The organism is Candidatus Erwinia dacicola (assembly GCF_001756855.1).
Lineage (GTDB): Bacteria > Pseudomonadota > Gammaproteobacteria > Enterobacterales > Enterobacteriaceae > Erwinia > Erwinia dacicola.
The window spans coordinates 1-2,834 of sequence record NZ_MAYS01000099.1; the positions used below are offsets into that span (position 1 = coordinate 1).

The 2,834-nt window shown below is 52.7% G+C and carries 3 protein-coding genes and 1 pseudogene; 1 reads left to right on the top strand and 3 read right to left on the bottom strand.

What is annotated here, in order from left to right; genetic code table 11:
- Positions 1-176 precede the first annotated feature (176 nt).
- Positions 177-482: an META domain-containing protein gene (locus BBW68_RS02890; RefSeq protein ID WP_245675191.1), complete on the top strand. Its 306-nt coding sequence runs from the start codon at positions 177-179 to the stop codon at positions 480-482.
- Between the two features lie 209 nt (positions 483-691).
- Here BBW68_RS02890 and chaA read toward each other — a convergent pair whose 3' ends face one another.
- The 3 genes and pseudogenes from chaA to BBW68_RS20495 form a co-directional block, all read right to left on the bottom strand.
- Complete coding sequence (chaA, locus tag BBW68_RS02895) at positions 692-1,783, bottom strand: sodium-potassium/proton antiporter ChaA (protein ID WP_070133930.1); 1,092 nt, start codon at positions 1,781-1,783, stop codon at positions 692-694.
- A gap of 323 nt (positions 1,784-2,106) precedes the next feature.
- The gene (locus BBW68_RS20490; protein WP_186821253.1) at positions 2,107-2,283 is read right to left on the bottom strand and encodes a hypothetical protein; all 177 of its coding nucleotides are present in this window, start codon (positions 2,281-2,283) and stop codon (positions 2,107-2,109) included.
- Between the two features lie 388 nt (positions 2,284-2,671).
- Positions 2,672-2,834, bottom strand: a pseudogene (locus BBW68_RS20495) (IS91 family transposase); the annotation flags it as partial.

Consider the following 2,834-nt stretch of genomic DNA (forward strand, 5'->3'; position numbering starts at 1 on the left):
GGCATCCCCTAGGCAAGATGCGTCTGGTGAGCAGAGTCTTTGAAAGATAAGACCTTTCAATAACACGAAAGACTAACTCATCAATATCTTTGCAACAGTGCCCTTTATCCACGCCCTGCGCCGTTATTTCCTGCTTACTCAGTTGTTAACATGGATTGCCAATCTAAGGAGTCATGATGAAAAAAGTAACTTTACTGTTACTGGGTGCCGTCGCGCTGAGCGGCTGCAGCCATAGCAACACCAGCCCAACGGATGCCAGCCAGCTGGCGAATTGCCAGTTTGTGCTCAGAGAGGTGGACGGTCAGGTAGTCGTGCCGCACGAGGGCATCAGGCCGGAGATCGGTTTTAGTGAAGGGCTGAAGGTCAGCTGGGTGATGTGCAATAGTTTCTTCGGACAGGGCAAAGTAGAGCAGGGACGGCTGAGCGAGCCGCAGCTGGTCTCCACGCGCATACTGTGCAGCAACGCCGATCTGAACAAGTAGGAGCAGACGCTAACGCAGATGTTGATGAATGGCGCTGCGGTGAAGGTGGTGAGCAGTCGCTGACGCTGACCGGCAGCGGCCATATTTTGTAGTATCAGGCGCAATAAAAAAGGGCGCGGCATGCCGCGTTCCTACGCAAATCGGGTGAATGACGGATGCCTGCCCAATCACATCCCGTAGGGGGCGGAAATGCTCGATCCGCATTCATTTTACAGCATCACCGTTATCTGATAAGCGATAAACAAGGCCAGATGCGCCGCGCCGTTCAGTACGTTGGTGCGCCCGGTAGAGAACGAAATCTGGCACAGCAGCAAGGCGGAAATCATCACCACCATCTGCGGTGGCTCCAGCCCGAAGATTAGCTGCTGACCGGTCAGCGTGGCGATAATCGTCACGGCCGGAACCGTCAGTGAGATGGTCGCCAGCACGGAGCCGAAGAACAGGTTCATGGCGCGCTGTACCTGATTGGCCAGCACCGCTTTAATCGCGCCCAACCCTTCGGGTGACAAGATCAATAGTGCCACCAAGAAGCCGGTAAACTGCTCCGGTGCGTTCAGCTCGGTCAGCAGCGACTCCAGCGTATTGGCATTCATCTTAGTGACGACAATCACCGCCACCAGATGCACAATTAGCCAAGCGGTGTGCCACAGGCTGGAGTGCGCAGAAGGCTTACCGTGATGCGGATCGTCACCGTCATCTTCGTGCTCATAGACAAACAGACTCTGGTGCGTTTTGGTCTGGATCAGCAGGAATACGCCGTACATCGGCGCTGAAATGGCAGAAACCAGCAGTGCCTGACCGATGGTAAAATTGCCGCTAGGCAGGGCATTGGGCAGCACCAGTACGATCATCCCAAGCGGGAAAATTGCAATCAGATACTGTTTAACCCCCGCCAGATTGACATACTGGGTGGCAAATTTGTTGCCGCCGAGCAGCAGCGCAAAGCCCACAAGGCCGCAGGTAACAATCATAATGATCGAATAGAGCGTGTCGCGCATCAGCGCTGGCGCGGCGTCGCCAGTGGCCATCAGCGCGGAGATCAGACTGACTTCAAGGATAACCACGGAGAGGGTGAGAATCAGGGAACCGTAAGGCTCACCTAAGCGGTGGGCTAATACATCGGCATGACGCACCACGCTAAAGGCACTGCTGAGGATGGCGAACAGCGCAATCAGATTGATGCCAATAACCAGAGGAAATGATGCGGTGTTGCCCCAGAACCATAAGATGGTCAGTGCGGCGATGGGAAAGATTAGAGAATACTCGGTGTGACGGGTTTTACTGCTCTCGTGCGCACTCATAAGCAAATGCCCCTTATCTATATCCTGTTGGCCTGAAAACAGCAGAGAACACTGCAGGCCCATTAAACATAGTCTGACAATATGAAAGACAAGTGGCGAAAGTGTAACCTTTTTTCGACGATTACGGCAGAAATTTACGCTATTTTACGGTATTATTATTAATAACTGGTTATAATGGTTATTTATTGTACTTATGTGACAATTTTAATGAAAAAACGGTGGTCTTTATTGTCTGAAGGTAATAAATCAGGCCATAACAGACGAAAAAATCGTGGGGCTATGATACTAAAACGCAGGCTACAGGTGAAAAGTCAGCGGAATGGCTATATTTTATAGCCATTCCTAAAGGTTACCCGGCTGTAGCACGGTGCCAGATTTACCGTGCGGGTAACACAGCGCTGGGTCTCTTCCAGTAACTGCTCATCGATAAGCCGGGTGATCATTTCGAAGCAGTTCCATGCCAGCAGGCGCTCATCCTGCTCAACGGTATCAATGAGCACGCAGAGCGCGTCATACAGATACTAGTCGCCTAAGCTGCACAGGTGCATCGGCGTATAAGAGGCCGTGCTGGCTGAGGTAACGCAGTACACCTTACCTTCCTGCAGGCCACAGGCGGCGCAAAATAGCGCCTGCGGAACCAGTCCAAGCCGCGCGTACAGCTCGGCAAACAGTTCATGGTTAGGAGATTGAATCGCCTCTTCTGAGAGCGCCCAACCATGAATGTCAGAACGAACTATCCCTTTGATGCGGCGCTCGTGCGTAGGTTTAAGTATGAAAATGCAGTTTTTGTCGTGTTTTTAACCGGAAAGCCATTTTTCAGGCACACTAATCCGGCTCAGGCATCCGCAACCATCGCTTTTTCTCCATTCCACGCAACCTTTCCGACAGTCATGCCATCGCCTGCGTTCCTGCCTGAGCGCCGGCAAAACGCAGTCGGCCCTTGCACAGGATGCACTGGTACGGGTCGGTACCCAGGAAGCCCTTCATCAGCACAGCGAATCCCGGCTTCTCCGGCTTTTTCTGCGGCGTCATCTCGAGCGCTTCGTAGACC